The sequence below is a fragment of the Cardinium endosymbiont cEper1 of Encarsia pergandiella genome (genome assembly GCF_000304455.1).
Lineage (GTDB): Bacteria > Bacteroidota > Bacteroidia > Cytophagales > Amoebophilaceae > Cardinium.
In genome coordinates, this window is the sequence record NC_018605.1 from 645,228 (window position 1) to 661,497 (window position 16,270).

Annotated in this window: 12 protein-coding genes, 1 tRNA gene and 1 pseudogene; 4 read left to right on the plus strand and 10 right to left on the minus strand. The window is 36.1% G+C overall.

What is annotated here, in order from left to right:
* Nucleotides 1–77: 77 nt before the first annotated feature.
* From frr to AL022_RS04600, 9 genes and pseudogenes are all read right to left on the minus strand, one after another.
* Nucleotides 78–638 (minus strand): ribosome recycling factor, encoded by a 561-nt coding sequence (gene frr, locus AL022_RS02855; protein ID WP_014934770.1) that lies wholly within the window; start codon nt 636–638, stop codon nt 78–80.
* 134 nt (nt 639–772) lie between these two features.
* Nucleotides 773–1,489, minus strand: a complete 717-nt coding sequence (gene lolA1, locus AL022_RS02860) for an outer membrane lipoprotein periplasmic chaperone LolA1 (protein WP_041546117.1) — start codon at nt 1,487–1,489, stop codon at nt 773–775.
* A gap of 183 nt (nt 1,490–1,672) precedes the next feature.
* Nucleotides 1,673–2,380 carry an IS6 family transposase gene (locus AL022_RS02865; RefSeq protein ID WP_014934772.1) on the minus strand — a complete coding sequence of 236 codons (708 nt, stop codon included), beginning with the start codon at nt 2,378–2,380 and terminating at the stop codon, nt 1,673–1,675.
* Nucleotides 2,381–2,479: 99 nt separating this feature from the next.
* Entirely contained in the window at nt 2,480–3,745 is a 1,266-nt protein-coding gene (locus tag AL022_RS02870; protein ID WP_014934773.1) for an AAA family ATPase, read from the minus strand.
* Between the two features lie 54 nt (nt 3,746–3,799).
* A pseudogene (locus AL022_RS02875) lies at nt 3,800–4,962 on the minus strand (IS256 family transposase).
* A gap of 68 nt (nt 4,963–5,030) precedes the next feature.
* Entirely contained in the window at nt 5,031–6,119 is a 1,089-nt protein-coding gene (locus AL022_RS02885; RefSeq protein ID WP_014934650.1) for an IS481 family transposase, read from the minus strand.
* Nucleotides 6,120–6,195: 76 nt separating this feature from the next.
* Nucleotides 6,196–6,846, minus strand: coding sequence for an ankyrin repeat domain-containing protein (locus AL022_RS02890; RefSeq protein WP_158309915.1), 651 nt, complete (start codon nt 6,844–6,846; stop codon nt 6,196–6,198).
* 211 nt (nt 6,847–7,057) lie between these two features.
* Nucleotides 7,058–9,937 carry a sodium:solute symporter family transporter gene (locus AL022_RS02895; protein WP_014934777.1) on the minus strand — a complete coding sequence of 960 codons (2,880 nt, stop codon included), beginning with the start codon at nt 9,935–9,937 and terminating at the stop codon, nt 7,058–7,060.
* Entirely contained in the window at nt 9,916–10,644 is a 729-nt protein-coding gene (locus AL022_RS04600; protein ID WP_014934778.1) for an SLC5/6 family protein, read from the minus strand. Before AL022_RS04600 ends, AL022_RS02895 begins: the two co-directional genes overlap by 22 nt.
* 375 nt (nt 10,645–11,019) lie before the next feature.
* On the opposite strand from AL022_RS04600, the gene AL022_RS02905 reads away from it, so the two are divergent.
* The 4 genes from AL022_RS02905 (at nt 11,020) to AL022_RS02920 (ending at nt 14,011) form a co-directional block, all read left to right on the plus strand.
* A tRNA-Ser gene (locus AL022_RS02905) sits at nt 11,020–11,108 on the plus strand.
* A gap of 307 nt (nt 11,109–11,415) precedes the next feature.
* Nucleotides 11,416–12,522: a Glu/Leu/Phe/Val family dehydrogenase gene (locus tag AL022_RS02910; RefSeq protein ID WP_014934782.1), complete on the plus strand. Its 1,107-nt coding sequence runs from the start codon at nt 11,416–11,418 to the stop codon at nt 12,520–12,522.
* A gap of 15 nt (nt 12,523–12,537) precedes the next feature.
* The gene (locus tag AL022_RS02915) at nt 12,538–13,674 is read left to right on the plus strand and encodes a transcription antitermination protein NusB (protein ID WP_014934783.1); all 1,137 of its coding nucleotides are present in this window, start codon (nt 12,538–12,540) and stop codon (nt 13,672–13,674) included.
* A gap of 34 nt (nt 13,675–13,708) precedes the next feature.
* Nucleotides 13,709–14,011: a YtxH domain-containing protein gene (locus AL022_RS02920; RefSeq protein WP_014934784.1), complete on the plus strand. Its 303-nt coding sequence runs from the start codon at nt 13,709–13,711 to the stop codon at nt 14,009–14,011.
* Nucleotides 14,012–14,146: 135 nt separating this feature from the next.
* Here the strand turns inward: AL022_RS02920 and AL022_RS02925 are convergent, their stop codons facing one another.
* Complete coding sequence (locus AL022_RS02925; protein WP_148269049.1) at nt 14,147–16,177, minus strand: ComEC/Rec2 family competence protein; 2,031 nt, start codon at nt 16,175–16,177, stop codon at nt 14,147–14,149.
* Nucleotides 16,178–16,270: the final 93 nt, after the last annotated feature.

Here is a 16,270-nt window from a genome sequence, read left to right on the forward strand (position 1 = left end):
TGACACGAAATAGTTATGCAAAAAATAACAACCAAGCTTATACGAGCGATTGGGCTAGACTATGCACTTTGAGTCCACTATACAGCCATCAGATCTGCCTCTTTTATCGTTAAAAGATGGTTGATTTTATCAATGTAGCCATCTGTAAGGTCTTGTAATTTTTTTTCTGCCCTTTTTATAGCATCTTCTGGTATACCATCTTTTTGGGTAGCTTTTAATATTTCTTTATAGTCACGGCGAAGATTTCTAATCACTATTTTTCCTTTTTCTGCTTCACTTTTAATGAGTTTTACCAAAGTTTTCCGTCTTTCTTCAGAAGGAGGCGGTAAGGTAACCATTACCATACGTCCATCATTTCTGCTGGAAAATCCAAGTTGACTTTCTGCAATCGCTTTTTCTATATGGGGAATCGCACTTTGTTCCCATGGTTGAACAGTCAAAGTACGCGGATCAACGGTAGCAATTGAAGCCAATTGCTGCAATGGAGTTGGATGGCCATGATAGCTTACCATCAAATGGTGTAACATAGTAGGAAGTGCGCGTCCAGGATTAATTTTTGCAAAAGCATCTTGTGCATGGACATAAGCTTTATCCATATTGCACTCAGCTTGATCTAAATGTTCTTTAATAATTTCCATAAATTAGTAATGTATATAGCAAGAAAAACTACCTAAATAGGCTATTCGGTCTGTCACCTTACGACCAGCCATTTATTTGAATAGGAACAATAAGGTTATACTATTTTTTCTTATAGCATGTAACCATTTAAATGCTAGATTTCATCTACATCCATCTCTTCTTCATTTTCTCGTAGATCTATTATTTCTAAGTCTCCATGGGCACCAACATCAAATGTAAAATAAGCATCTGATAAGGGAATGTTCACAGAAAAACTACAAACTGTACAAATATACCTTGTTTCTTCGTTTTGTACTACTTCCCATCTATGAATTTGTGTGGTCGTACGATCGATCTCCAATGTAATACTTTTAAAGCTGCTATCTTTATCAAGAGGCGTTAACTGGACAATATCTCGCATTATATTTTTGGTTTTATGTACGATACGTTCCCCGATATAAACAGATAAATAGCCTTCTTGATAGAGATTATATAATTCAGCAAAATTCAGATCAGAATCTGTTTTAGCATATTCGCTAATAGTCACTTCTTTTAACGCTTTATCGTATACCCAGATCGTCTCTCCATCTGTTATAGTTTCTTTTTGGTCATACGATAATCTATATTGTGGCCCTCGAGCAGTGATGCACATTTTACCATGCCGAATGGTATCCTCTTCTGGATACTGAATGGTCAAATTATAGGTCGCACTAAAGTTCTCTAGACTTTGGTAGTAAGCAGAAGTTTTTTCTAAAATTTCAAGTGCTTTTTCATCTACTGCTCCAAAAATAGGGACTATTGAGATCAACCAACCTAACAGTGCGCTAAATAACTGTACTACTAGAAAGTGACAGCGCTTAGTGATTTTCATAACCATTCATACAATATATTTTACTTTAGTCAGTATAATAAAAAAGAATAGATCTGAGCAACGAAAAATTAAATAGATTATACTATGCGCTACACGATCCTGCCGACTACTCCAATAAAAACGGTTCTGTCGCATCTGTATTTAATTTTGTATAGTTGTCTCCCTTGTCTTGAATTTTGGATATTATGCGGCCATAAGTTTAGCAAAGTTCTCAAAAGTAGATACCTGTTTTTTAGATCCGATTAATTGTCCTTTTTGAATGATTCTAATATTTTCTATTCCTGTAATGGTAATGTTAGCTGAATGGAAACTTTTAAATCCCAACATAGGTTTTATCCGTTTTGTGATAAACCTATGATCTTGTTCGACTCTATTGTTCAAGTATTTATTTTGAAATATTTGAATCTTGTGATCTTGATCTATTTCTGTATTTAAAGCATCAAGTGCAGCTTTATTACTACCGCTTTTGTCAACTACCACTTTGTATGGAGTGTTATTTTCTTTGATAGCCTTACGAAAAAAATAAAGAGCTGCAGACTTGTCTCTACGTTCACTTAGAAAAAAATCAACTGTATCTCCATAACGATCTACTGCTCTATATAAATAAATCCACTTACCATTTAGTTTTACGTAAGTTTCATCCATTCTCCAGCTACTACCAACTGGGCGTTTTCTTTTTCTTACTTCTTGATCTATGAGTAGAATGAACTTAATGACCCACCTTTGTAAGGTATAATGGTCAATCTTTGCGCCTCTCATATGCATCATCTCTTCCAAGTCTCTATAGCTTAAAGAAAAACGACATTTCATATATACAAATAGAAGGATTAACTCTGGTGAAGAACAAAATCCTTTAAAATAGGGCAATAATCTACGGGTAATACTAAACATTTTAGTCAATTTTTAACTAAAATTACTAAAATAACCGCTCCCTTAAAACAAACGCGACAGAACCTTAAGTTGCTTTAAAAATATATGAATTGAACGATTTTATTTTTTTAGATGGTCTTCTTGTATTTCATACTTCCAATCGTCTATCATTCTGGTTTCCTCATTGAAATTAATGCCTAGTAGTATAATGGTTTTCTGTCTGAGTAAGTAAGGTCTATAATATCCATTTGCTTTAATTTGTTCTAAGCCTATCTGCCCACTGGATCTATATTTGATTTCTATAAGGTATATTACCCTTTCTAATTCTAGCACAATATCTGATCTACTTTGACTGGAAGCTGATTCACTATACATCTGCATTTTCCTACCGCCTAGAAAACCCAACCCTTGTAGCAACATATGTAAATTGCTGTGGTACTGTTTTTCCTGTTTCGTATCGATATAATAAGGAAGGGTAGCAAAGGCTGTGTTGATATGCTCTATGAAGATTTCAATTTTTTGATCAGCTAATGCGCTTCTAATTTTATCACGCTCTTGTATAAAATAATCTTTTACACTCTTTTCTAAACTGGACTTTATACTCTTCTGAAAAGAGGCTTCTATTTCTTTGTTAGGGAATTTTAAGGTATATAGACCAGTAGCTTCATCATAATAATGAATGGTTAAATAGTCCGTTTGAAACATCAGCGATTTTAAACTAATTTCATTCCTACTGCCTGTATACATGAGTTCATCTCTGGTAGCTTCCATTTGGAAATTATCCATATTAAGATCAAATCTATCAGGATCTGATAGCATCTGGTTAATAAGTATGGTTGGGCTGCCTGATTCGTACCAGTAGTTTTCTAGTTTACCACTTTTAAAGAACTTGAGCGTAGACCATGGATTGTAAACAGAAGCACCCTTTTCATGAAACCTGTAACCGTTATAGTAATGTCCCATATGTTCCATTACCACCTCTTTAGTTATTTTCTTATCACTACCTTTATTCCATTCTAAAGAAATGCCTTCTAAATAGACTGAAAAAGTTCTCACTATTTCCTCTTGCGTGTAACCAAACATAGCATCAGCAAATATATCAACAGTAATATCGTCTAGATGATTAGCCCCTGAAAAAATATCAGATAAACTAAATTTGCTTACGCCAGTGATAAAAGTGAATTGAAAGCATTCATTTAGTGATTTTAAAGTCATAAAGAAATCTTTCATCACTTTGATATTGCCTTGTTCTAGGTCAGAACCTTTGGTTAGATTAACAATTGGTGCATCATACTCATCTATAAGCACTACTATATTGGGTTCATAATTACATTGTATACCTTTCTTCTTTTCCCTAGTATGGTTTAAATTTATTAGCTCTAGCACGAGACTACGAAGTGGGCTCTGTCCATTTAAGTGTGTAAAATATTTTTATGTGTTTTAAATTCTATTTTCGAATTTAATTAAAAAATGTGCTATAGCCTCACTCCAATTATGCATAGGCATGGTCCACTTTCTGGTTATGTAGTTAATAGTTAGATACAAGGTTTTAAAAACAGCTAAATCGTTAGGAAACACTCTTTTATTTTTAGTAACTCTACGGAATTGACTATTTACAGATTCAACAATATTTGTTGTATAAATAACTTTACGTATTGCATTAGGGTATTGTAAAAATACCATCAGATTATTCCAATTGTCATACCAAGCCTTGGCTATTTGTGGGTACTGTTTATCCCATTTGTTGGCAAAAGTTTCTAATGCCATTAGTGCTTCTTCTTCATTTACTGATGTATAAATTGGCTTTAAATCAGCAGATAATGCTTTCCTATCTTTATAGGATACATACTTGAAGCTATTCCTAATTTGGTGAACGATACAGAGTTGGTGGTCTGTTTTAGGATATACAGCACCGATTGCCTCAGACATACCTGATAAATTATCTGTACAAGCAATCAGCATATCCTGCATATCACGATTTTTGAGCTCTGTCAAATTACCTAACCAAAACTTAGATCCTTCATTTTCACTCATCCATAGTCCTAAAACATCTTTTATCCCTAATCGATCTATACCTAACGCAACATAGACTGACTTATTCATGATGCGTTTGTCTTGTCTAACCTTAACTACAAAACAATCAAAAAAAACAATTGGATAAACTGATTCTAAGGGACGATTTTGCCATATCTTAACATCTTCAATAATAGAATCTGTGATCTTACTTATCAGGCTTTCACTAACTTCTGCTCCATACAATTCTTGTATTTGAAAGGGATTCTTCTTTGACGCTTAGGTAATAAAACAGGTTCAAAAGCCGATGATCTATCTCGGGGGACATCAACCGATATAACACCATTATCAGTTATAACTTGCTTACTAGATAAACCATTACGAGCATTTTCTGAAGCACTACGACTATATTTGGTATAACCTAAATGGCTATCCATTTCTGATTCTAACGCTTTTTCTACAAGACGTTTGATTAATTGTTTCAGTAAACCGCCTTGATCAAACAGAGTCGATAGGTCTACACCTGAGTCTATAAGGACTTCTATCGCCTTGCTTATTCCGTCTTTACATATATCTTTTTTTTCATCTATTTTAAGTGTTATCATTTAGGTAAATATAAACCCTAAAAAATATTTACACACTTATAAAGACAGACTCATTATAGTATATAGTTGTCAGTTAAGTTTAGGTTGTCAGTCATGTTTTTAATATAGGCGATTTGATTATTTTTTTCAAGTACTAGTTTTTTGCTATCTTGCCAAGTTTGTATAGGTGTTTTTCCGTAACAGTACTTTCCAGAATGGGGTCGCTCATGATTATAGTAGTGTAACCAGTTATCTAAATCCTCTTGCAAATCATCCAGGTCTGTATAGATTTTTTTACGCATAGCTGTATCAAAGAATTCCTGTTTCATTGTTTTATTAAAACGCTCACAAAATCCATTGGTTTGCGGTGAATAGGCTTTAGTAACCGTATGCTCTATACCTTCAATGCTTAAAAATAACTCAAAAGCATGATGTTCTATTTTGACTTTATACTCGGTACCTCGATCTGTTAGAATACGTAAAATTGGTATACTTTGTTCTTGGTACCAAGGTAATACTCTGTCATTTAACAGATCAGCTGCTGTCAGAGCTGTCTTATCAGTATATAGTTTTGCATGAGATACTCTAGAATAGCTATCTATAAATACTTGCGTATATACTTTACCTATACCTTTAAAGGTACCCACATAATAAGTGTCTTGACAACCTAAATAACCAGGATGTGCCGTATCTATTTCTCCATATGATTCTTGTTCATTTTTACGTCTTTCTAAGGCTGATAACTGGGATTCAGTCAAAACAAGACCATCTTCAGCCATCTTGGATTCCAAAACTTTAAGACGTTTCTTTATATTATTTAAGTCATTGCGTAACCAGATAGATCTTACGCCTCCAGGAGAAACAAGTATACCTTCCTGCTTTAACTCGTTTGATACCCTAAGTTGACCATATGCTGGATAATCTATGGCCATATCTATTACTGATTGTTCTATCTTAGGATCTACTCTATTAGCTAATATAGGTTTCTTGCGACTTATCTCATGTAGGGCATCCTGACCACCTAGTTCATATAAGGACTTAAAACGATAATAGCTATCTCTGCTATAACCCATGCTTTTACACGCTGATGAGATATTGCCCAACGTTTTGGCTACCTCTAATAAACCTAGTTTAGGTTTAATTATTTTTTGATGTAAGTTCATAATAATAGTCGGTATTTATATCAACACAATTTAACAATTGTCAGAGTAAATCCTGACTACTACACATTAATCATCATTATGCTTCTTTTTGATGGATGGCACTATATAATACTTCACAACATTTAGGATGGCTGTTCCAGTTGGCCGCATCAAATGGGGTTCTTCCATATTTATTTTTTACCATGATCTGAATACCTTCAGTGGCTACCAATACCTCAACGAGCTCTAAATGACCTTTAGATGCTGCATAATATAATGGCGTATTGCCATGATGGTTTGTGATATTGATATTAATATTTTTGTTTGTTAGCAACAGATTAAGTACTTCTAAATGACCCTCAAATGCAGCATAATGCAATGGTGTATTTTTATATTTATCTTTGATGTTCACATCAATATTTATATGCTTTACTAATAGTTGTGCCATCTCTAAATGGCCGTTGAATGATGCATAATGCAGGGAAGCATAGCTATCTTTGTCTATTGCATTTACATCAATAGTGGCTGATTCTTCCAATAATACTTTAAGCAATGCTATATGCTCCTCAGAAACGGCGTAATGTATGGCAGAGTTATAATAGTTATTTCTTGCATTTACATCAATTTTTTTATCCTGCAACAATAGCCTAACCTGTTCCGCATTACCTTCAAAAATTGCCAAATGAAGTGGCGTGTTTCCATGTCTATCTTTTTTGTTTATATCGACATTTAAATTTTGTTTTGGCATTTGTTCTGGCATATGTTTATGATTTAAAGAAGTTTTGCCAGTATAATGACCTGGTTGAGCTATGTAAAATAGCTTAAAAGCAACCCAATAAGCCTGCGTCTATTTTGCTCGATTCGGAAAAATAATTTTATTCATTTGCTGAACTCTTTAATGTAATAAAATTTTTATTAATTCCAATTAAATGCGATTGCATTACCCCTATCAAGGTGACCTAGCTAGCGGTTTTACGATAGTAGGTCTTTAATGCTTGTTGGGCTGCAGTAGTTAATGCTTCTGCTATTTCAGGACCCAAATACTTATTTGCCAGCTTAACATCCACAATAAGGGTTTCCTGAGCCATATACTTTACTTCTTCCAGCATAATATAGCCTTCTGCGTGACGTAAGTCATAGAGCCGTTCGGCCAATTTGATAAAAAGAACAGAAAGCTGTATATGGTCTTTTTTAATAGCTTCTTTTAAGCGATTCTGAACATAAAGCAACGAAGGATGGTCTAAATCTTGCCGTTTATCTACCCCTAGTACATTTAATACAAAAGCATAAACACCCAAGTTATAATGATCCTTGATATAAGAAAGCGGTATACAGGTATGACGCACCAATTCATATAATAAAGAAGCATAAATCACTTTAGGTGAATGGAAGACCCATTCTACTACCAATTTGGCAATACCTACTACACGTACATAAAACAATTGACCTGAGAAATGGCGTTTAAAGCCAAAAGACTTTCTGAGTAATAGAAGTAGATTTGAAATCGTTCTAGGATCAATAGGATCGACTTCATGGGTAGATTTGCAAACATAGTCATGGAACTGCATTAATACCATCATAGAATCAGCCTGCTCTTTAGAGGTAACAGGCGTCTCTGATGTGAGGCAATCTATAGGCAGCTTGACCATCATCTTATCACGAATTGCTGTCCCATCAATAGGAAGTACCAATAGCATAGCTTGTTGTTTGGCATCAAAAGGATATTCTAAATAGCCATAATGGGCACGAATCATACTGTATATGGTTTCTTGTTGTAGATCTATAGATAGTGGTACTTCTTGCTGATTTTCAGAGCCCATTATACTCATTCTATCATCGTATAAAGGCTTGATCTTGAGAAGTATCTCAGAAGTGATTGCACCACTATGAACGACTAGTCCAATAGCCTGAAAAAGCATAGAGGTAGGATGGCCATCGCCTATAGGATCTGATTGCTTAAACTGCAAAGCAGTCGGATGCAATTGTATGCCAACCATGGGTGCACTGACACCATCTAACTTGCTGCTCACCCGTAAAACAGCCTGCACCAATGAGTAAATAACTTGATGAATGTCACATATAATATAAGGAAATGGTAGGCCACTGCCCCCTTTTATTTGCTCTACAAACATCGTAGGTGGATCATCAACTTCTTGGCACAATACAAACTCTACTTTATCGATCAGTTTATCTAAGCTAATTTTAGTAAGCTTCAAAAGTGCATGGTCCTTAGCCTTCTCTCTTTTATTGAAATAAGCCACCCAGTCGTAAAGCTTATTTATAATACTCTGAAAATCTTGCTTATAAAGAGGCATATTGCTGTCTAAAAAGGAAATAGACTCCTCCATTTTACCCACTGCTTTTCCTAAAATAGAACCATAGCCTTTAGGCGCACTACAACTTGTAAAGGGAACCATAGCTGCGTCATAAAGTGCTTCCTTAAGTTTTTGAGCGGTTCGCATCTTTTCTCTATCCTTGAGATAGTTTACCTGTTGAAAGCAGGTATGCATTTTAACTTTAAGGTTAATAAAAATGGCGAAAATCAGTAATCCCAATCCCAACCAGAGCAGTAGTAGCCACGCAACGGCTAATGGAGATAGGACCATGACCAATGGCTGGGTGGAATAGAAAATACTCAAGTAGATGGCTATGCATAACGTCACGGTTAAAATACTTAGACCGAGATATAGTGGAAGAACGAATAAGGTTACCACCAAATGGGCCAAAAATAAACCTAAGTTTAAGGGCAAAGTGGTTTTATGCCACCAATGCCAAAGCACATTGATAGGCAAACAAAAAAATAAACCGATTAGCCAAAATAGTCCAACTAGCCAACGTGGAATAGGCATTACCTTTTTAGGGAGAAATGTGCTATACCCTAAAAAGCAAGCACCTACTAAGAGTTGTGGTATGAGCCAACAGCTATAGTCAGTAATAGAGGCTATAAAGTAAGCCAGCAAATTAGTGATGACCACATAAAGCCCCATCCATCTTAGGGTTGCATGGCTAGGTTGAAGCTTGGCCAAAGTATCCTTAATATGCATCAACCCATTTTTAATCGCTTCTTTTCGTGCTGCTTTTTTACGCATATGCACTTGTTGCATTTGCTTAGATGCATCATCCGTCAGTGGCTGAACCCATCCTGCACCATCTGGTTGTTTGAATAGATAGTGCGCAGCCATCATAGCTATACCATTGGCTAACATGCAAATAAAAGAACCATTGATACCCGTTGTGGGTTCAATCCATTTGTTCCAAGCTAAAATAGATACTATACCTGTTACCATACCGATCAAAGCCGTACGAGAGCTCCCGCGAAATCCCAAAACAGCTAAGACAAAAGGCGCGGTTGCTATAGGAAGCGAGAAATCTAAACTTAATTTCAGCAAATTCAATAGATCATTACAGTAAAAAGTCAATAGCATGGCCAATAGACCAATGATTGCACTGGTCCATGTAGCCAATCGGAGCTGGTGCACATAAGGTGCTTGCTTTGGGCCCCGTATACTTTGCAGCATATCATGGCTAATCATAATGGCACAGGCATTGAGTTTAGAATCAGCTGTAGACATAGCCATGGCTAGTAAACTGATGCAAACCATTCCTTTAAAAATAGGTGGTACATTGGCCATGATATGTCCCCAAATGGCTGGCACTGGTAATGCTGGTGCACTTACAAAGACAAATAGACCAATTAGAATGATAAAAATGGTAATGACAAAACTGAAAAGAGTAGAATAGCAAAAAACTTTTCTAGCTTGAATTGAGTTAGCAGACATATAGATGCGTTGCATAGTTGGAGGTTCTATATAACCCATTAAAAACTCAGCAAAAGACATCCCATAGCTACTAAATTCGTATCAAAATGAAATACACTACTAAATTGAAATTTTTCCTGGTTTTGTAAAAAAGAAATGATTTCTAGAATTGATTTACCTGTGCTTTTAAAGATAAACCATGCTAAAATAGGAATAATGAGGGTAAAAGTTATGAATTGCAATAAATCTGTAAAAACAACTGCGCGAATACCCCCAAAACTAGAATAAAAGATAAGGATTAGGGAAACTACAATGGTAATCGCTTTAGGAGATACTCCATCTAAACACATATTGATAGCCAAAGACATGGCACTGATTTGCGCAGCAATCATAGCAATGGCATCGCAAATGCCAGATAATGCCGCAATCATGCGTGCATATTTGCTATATACGCTACCCATCGTTTCTGGCATAGAAAGGTGATACATAAATGGACCCATATATAAGGCCAACCTACTGATAATATAAAGATCAAATCCAGCCAAAAGAGTCAAGATGATCCAGTAAAGGCCAAGATTATGCACTTGCTGTACGGAACGTATCAAACCGCCCCCTCCATAAGCAGTAGCTAATACAGTAGCCACTAAAGTAGCGGTGGCAAATTGTTTATCACCTATAGCATATTGCCGAAAAGAAGTAATTTTTCGACTGAAATACATACCTACTACTAAGGTGAATGCAAGAAAAGAAACCACCATGTAAAGTGGTATGTTGAAAAATGATGCCATAGCTCAATTGGTTACAAATTAGTACTATAAAATATATTTTGTATGAATAATAAGGACTAATTTGTATATATACAATACATTGTTCACTTTTGATAAAAAATAGACCTAAATAAGACATTTTTGTTATTATTTTTTCTATCTCTAGAGATAGAATTATTTTTCATAGGCCAATATTTCGTCAGCCTTAAAATAACATATAATTGTTTGTTTTTTAGTAAAAAATGATCCAACTTGTATTGGTTAATCAGCAAGTTTTGAGTTGTTTTGTATAAAAACCTTGCAAATTGTAAAATAATGCAGCCAATAAACCGCTGAATAGAACTGTTTTATTTTTCTGAGATAGAAAAAAACTTTATTTTTATAAAAAGCGTTATTGGAGTGGTGGCCGAGTGGCTTAAGGTGCCCGCCTGGAAAGTGGGTGTACCCCTAAAAGGGTACCGGGGGTTCGAATCCCCCCTGCTCCACCCTTCCGTTACAAATGTATGTATGGATCAATAGCTATTTTGCCTTATCCTATTCATTGAAACAGGTAAGGTCGTGTGTGGTACTGCTATAATCTAACAGTTGGTACTACTTTTGCCGCTATTGAGCCAGTTATATAGATAGCAAAAGACCCAAATACTACTAAAAAAAACGGTTGCTTACGTTCTATTTTTTTTTGACTGTATATATTGTTTTGTTCTATATTTTTGCTAGTTTCCCTGGCCGACGCCCTAGATCAGCTATATATGCCATTCATCTTTTCAATCTAAATAACCTTTATCAGCCCCTATGAAAATAATCGAACAAAATTTTTCTACCTATACCAATTACATAAATGACACTACCCATTTTTCACAAAAAGGACACGAACAAGTCGTCTATTTTCAAGATCAAGCAACCGGTTTGCAAGCAATTGTTGCCATACATGATACTACATTAGGACCTGCTGTTGGAGGGGTACGTTTTTTTGAATACCAGGATGAAAGGGAGGCCCTGAAGGATGTACTCCGTCTTTCCCGGGGCATGACCTACAAAGCATCTATAGCTGGGTTAGACGTCGGTGGTGGTAAAGCAGTACTGATCAAACAAAAAGGGACTGAATTGACCGAACCATTGCTCCGTAAATATGGCGATTTTATAGATCGGCTAGGTGGCCATTACATTACTGCACCTGACTACAATACCACCATGGAGCATATGGTATATATTGCCAAAGCAACCCGCCACGTTGTAGGCCTTCCGCTCGCATTAGGTGGTAGTGGTGATCCTTCAGAACATACCGCCTATGGGGTCTACGTTGCCATGAAAGCAGCGGCAAAAAAAACTTTTGGTACAGATAGCTTAGCGGGGAAAAAAATTGGTATAGCTGGGATAGGTAAGGTTGGCTATTGTTTGGCACAATTGTTATGCCAAGCGCAAGCGATTGTCTATGTGGCCGATATCTGCTCCAATCGGCTTCAAGCCATAGCAGCAGCCTGTAAGGTAGAAGTAGTAGCTATAGAACGGTTGCACAGCTGGCCTTTAGACATATATGCCCCATGTGCTTTAGGTGCAGTTTTAAATAGTGAAACCATTCCGATGCTGAATTGTGCCCTTGTGGTGGGTGCAGCCAATAATCAACTAGCTAATCAAGAAGGAGATGGGAAACGGTTGCTTGAAAGAGGTATTGTATATGTACCAGACTTTTTAGCCAATGCAGGTGGGTTAATTAATGCTGTTACGGAATTAAAAACAACTTCTCCAGATTTGGTCAAACAACGTATAGAACAACTGTATAGCATCTGCCTTGATGTATTAAATCAAGCTGAAGAAACCATACGCCCTACACAAGAAGTCGCACAAGAGATGGCTATAACACGCATCAAAAAGATAAAGAACGCCCAACTGTGCCGATAAAGCAGTTGCATTATAATGAAAAATTTTATTATTCCTAGACGCTTTGTTCGTATAAAAGCACTACAAAATCTTTATGCGTATACTATTGCAAAACAAGTCCATGAAAAAGAGGCTATAGAACAGATAAAAAAAGATTTTGTATGGGATTGCTTTTTAGATGAGCCTATTCAAAAGGAACAGTTGACCAAAGCACAAACCAGGGCGGTTGGCCTTTTTCAGGCAGCAATAGCCACTACGTTGCCTACCCATACTTTTGTTTATGAAGAGAATAAAAAAATTGCGCAATCGGTAGATAAGCACCTTGCTTACTATGTAGAAGCATTAAAAAAAGACCAAACTTTTTTACAGTATGGATTTAACCAGGCAAAGGAATACATCTATATAACCCTTCTTTATGTTTTGTTATTACTGGTAGAATGGTGCAAGTTGGGAAAAGTCATGCATCCTTCATCCAAAGAAACCGATCATCTGCTTAAAAAGCAGCTGGCACAAAATCCTTTGTTGGAAGAGTTGTATCACAACAGCAAATGGGTCAAAATGATTTATAAAAATGGCATCAGCTGGGCTAAAGATCAAGATCAAGTACAAAATTGGTATAGACAATTTATTCAATCCGTAGAAGCGCCAAAAACCTATCTATTAGATCCAAATAATAGTATAAAAATTTTGGAGTACGTTGTCCAGCATACTATATTTAAGGAGGGGCCAATAAACGATTTTTTGGCTATGAAAGACCTCTACTGGGATGAGCATAAGCGGATGGTAAAGAAAATTTTAATCCATATCTTTAAAATGCTCTCTACAAAAGACTTTGCTGCGTTTACGCTGTTTTGGGATAATTTAGAAGAAAAATGGGCCACAGAATCAAAGTTTTACAGTCGTATTTTGACCATCGTCATAGAGAACTACATCCGTTATGAGGAGATGATTGGTGCACAAACTGAAAAGTGGGATAAGAACCGTATCCTATTAACAGATAAGTTGATACTCAAATTGGCCTTAGCAGAACTGATTGAGTGTAAAGAAATACCTTTTAAAGTATCTATAAATGAGTATGTTGAGATAGCTAAATGGTACGGCAGTGCTAAAAGTGGCGCTTTTATAAATGGTGTATTAGAAGGTATTTTAAAAAGAACCCATAAAGAAAATTAAAAATAAAGTATCCAACCATTTAAATGATCCAATCATGGTAAAAAAAACTGAAAATTTAGTCATCCTTGGCTTAGGTTTTTGCTTAGGTGCTTTTGTAGGCATCCTTTCTGCACCTACAAAAGGGTCAGTAGCTAGGGATGGTGTGATGTACAACTTAAAATCATGCAAAAGAAAGTTACAAGCTTTTATTCTAAAGGTTGTAGGGCATAAAAATGATATAGCCAACGAAGCTAAAACCAGTAGTAAAGAGGTGATTACGGATGTGGTCGCTGCTGCCCAACAGATTCTAAAAGAATTGGACTTGCTTGCAACGGAATTAGAACAAAAAACCCAGTAGCAACCAGGTAGGATTACGATTGGTCTGTAGGGACCATTTGGAAAGAAAAAGTGCTTCTATTGGGTAAGTCAAGGAAATGTATTACTTCCAGTTTCGCCACCCCTCCCAAGGTAGGGCCATATCTGTTGTGATCCACTATGAATTTTTAGACCAGGTTAAAGCTTTTTTGCTACCTGGCTTTAGCCAAATAAATGGTATGCCTAATTTTTTGATCTTTGGGTAGTAACGCAATGGATGGGGTTCTTTGGTATAGATAACCAAATTTTTAACACGCCATACTTTAAGTATAATGGCCATATTATAGAGTAGACTTTCATCTATTAGTAGGTAGTCTACGTCTAGCTTAGCTCCACGCCATCCTTGCCAATCAGCCGGAATGGTATGAAGGGTAAGAATTATCTTTTTGTACCAGGTAGCTATGATTCCCCCAGTATAATGTCGTAATATACTGCTGTTGGATGGTGGCTCATCGTAGCGTAACGATCTGATCCCATCCTTTAAAGTAAAAGATAGTTGATGATTGTTATAGCAAATTATCTTGCATTTTTTTTGGGTTGCTATAATTGTTTTGATATGGTATACACTATATAATGTTGTGCAGAGGCTGGTTATAATAAAATATATAAGATTTTTATTTTGAAAGAAAAGCCAAATCGAAAGCAGCATAATATAGAGTAGGCAGACCGTGCGCCTATGTATAAAGCAGAATGAAAGGGTACCCATGGGCCATTTTGCCAACCAATAGACCAGTGTATTGGTGACAAAAATCAATTTTTCAAGGATAAAACCAAGTAATGTGTTAATGATGGGACAATGACTGCTTACTAAAAATACCAAACTAAGCATTAGGATGGCAAAAATAGCAGGTACGACCAGCCAATTGGCAATAATAAAATAGAGCGGAAACTGTTTAAAGTAATATAGAATCAGTGGTAATGTACTCACTTGTGCCGCAATAGATAAGGTAGTAGCCGTCCATATTTTTCGTAGGCAATAATGTTCAGGTGTTATAAGACGGTGGATCGGAGGCTGGAGATAGAGTATGCCTATCGTTGCCAGATAGGAAAGTTGAAATGCACAGTTGAATAATAAAGATGTATCCCATAATAATAAGACAAAAGCAGAAGCAAATAATCCATTGTAACGATTGGACCCTCTACCGATTAGTAAGCCTATTCTAGCCATAGTAATCATAATGGTTGCACGCAGTATGGGTGGTGCAAAATGACAAAGCCAACTATATAGCCAAAGCAAAAGAAGTGTACAAAAATCTGGTAAGATAAAAAATCCTACGTACCTACATATATATTTAAAAATAGCCTTTAGCAGCATATACAACATACCTACGTGCAACCCAGAAATGGCCAATACATGAATGGTACCTGTATCGGCATAGGCTTTTTGTAATCCTGGATCTAAAGTTTCTTTTGCACCCCATAGAAGCGCCGAGATGAGTGCAATAGCTTGATCGTCTTGTAGTTGCTTGTGGAGTCTTTCGCTACACCATTGTGTGATCATGGCCCTCCAGTTACTATTTTGTACCTCGGTAGTTAGTAAATTAAAATCTCGATCGATTTGTTTTAAAATATGACGATGTGTAGAAGGATGATAGAAGGCGCTGTCGTCATTTGCTAGTTGGATGCGGTCAGGTAATAGAATCCGATCGGGTTTCCCACGTATCAGTAGTTTATCTCCTTTTTTAGGCTTATAATCAGATTTTTTAGAAAAATATAATTGTATAAATCCCCTACTATTGTGCCAGCCGGAGTGGTCTTTTATATGGGTCATCAACCCTTTACAGCTAAGTGGAGGATACACTTTTTCGATGTAAACGGTATACCCTTCTATCGCTTGGTGAACCTCCATCCACTGCGTTGCTTTTTTTTGTTGTGCGGTTTGTAACAATAGGTTGCCATAGCCTACTAAAAAAATAAGCAGTAGTCCTATAGGGTTTAACCAGGTAGTGACACTAGCATGTAGTGCAGCCATCCAATATAGTACACCTAGTGTCAGCAAAAGTAAAAGTGTAGTAAATAAGTCTGTTGGGTAATAGATGGCCAATAGAATGCCACTTATATAAAAACATATGAAGCGGAAGAGTAGTAGAGCGGTTAACATGTATGGGTTAATATAAGGCCGTTCGAATAGAAAATTAAATTTTTCCAAACAGAAATATTCATTTACAAGTTTTTTATATCTCTTTAACCAGACATAAGAATGACTTTTTGATGTTAAAAATTTATAAAAACCTTTGCAAAA

What these genes read in the sequence shown, in the direction of transcription:
- AL022_RS02890 (WP_158309915.1), bottom strand. Translation starts at nt 6,846, where the DNA reads ATGCCAAAACAAAATTTAAATGTCGATATAAACAAAAAAGATAGACAT.
- AL022_RS02915 (WP_014934783.1), top strand. Translation starts at nt 12,538, where the DNA reads ATGAAAAATTTTATTATTCCTAGACGCTTTGTTCGTATAAAAGCACTA.
- AL022_RS02885 (WP_014934650.1), bottom strand. Translation starts at nt 6,119, where the DNA reads ATGAACTTACATCAAAAAATAATTAAACCTAAACTAGGTTTATTAGAG.
- AL022_RS02865 (WP_014934772.1), bottom strand. Translation starts at nt 2,380, where the DNA reads ATGTTTAGTATTACCCGTAGATTATTGCCCTATTTTAAAGGATTTTGT.
- AL022_RS02920 (WP_014934784.1), top strand. Translation starts at nt 13,709, where the DNA reads ATGGTAAAAAAAACTGAAAATTTAGTCATCCTTGGCTTAGGTTTTTGC.
- AL022_RS04600 (WP_014934778.1), bottom strand. Translation starts at nt 10,644, where the DNA reads ATGGCATCATTTTTCAACATACCACTTTACATGGTGGTTTCTTTTCTT.
- frr (WP_014934770.1), bottom strand. Translation starts at nt 638, where the DNA reads ATGGAAATTATTAAAGAACATTTAGATCAAGCTGAGTGCAATATGGAT.
- AL022_RS02895 (WP_014934777.1), bottom strand. Translation starts at nt 9,937, where the DNA reads ATGTCTTTTGCTGAGTTTTTAATGGGTTATATAGAACCTCCAACTATG.
- AL022_RS02910 (WP_014934782.1), top strand. Translation starts at nt 11,416, where the DNA reads ATGAAAATAATCGAACAAAATTTTTCTACCTATACCAATTACATAAAT.
- lolA1 (WP_041546117.1), bottom strand. Translation starts at nt 1,489, where the DNA reads ATGAAAATCACTAAGCGCTGTCACTTTCTAGTAGTACAGTTATTTAGC.